Raw genomic sequence first — 278 nt, forward strand, 5'->3', positions numbered from 1 at the left:
CTACTTGCTAACGCCTGCGGCCCTAGCTTCTTTTGACGATTTCACGCTGTGCCTCTTCAAAGTCGTAACCAACTATGTAGTCGCGATATTGCTGCGACTCGGGGTTTAGATTCCGCAAGGCTGAATGCTCTAGTTCTATGCCGCTGGCCGCCGCTGAGCGGCCAGCGTTGAACGCAATGGAGTGCGCCTGCGGGGTTTCATCGGTCGGGGTTGTCTGTGTCATGTGGCGTCTCTCAGGCGCTTGCTGCACTGGCGGTGAGCTAACCTTCGTGGTAGTC

General features: G+C 56.8%; 1 protein-coding gene. It reads right to left on the reverse strand.

The annotated features are described in order from the left end of the window. Positions 1-22: 22 nt before the first annotated feature. Positions 23-278: hypothetical protein (locus tag EE949_RS24395; protein ID WP_206335723.1), on the reverse strand; the 256-nt coding region annotated here is incomplete at its 5' end.

Source organism: Pseudomonas viridiflava, assembly GCF_900602065.1.
GTDB lineage: Bacteria > Pseudomonadota > Gammaproteobacteria > Pseudomonadales > Pseudomonadaceae > Aquipseudomonas.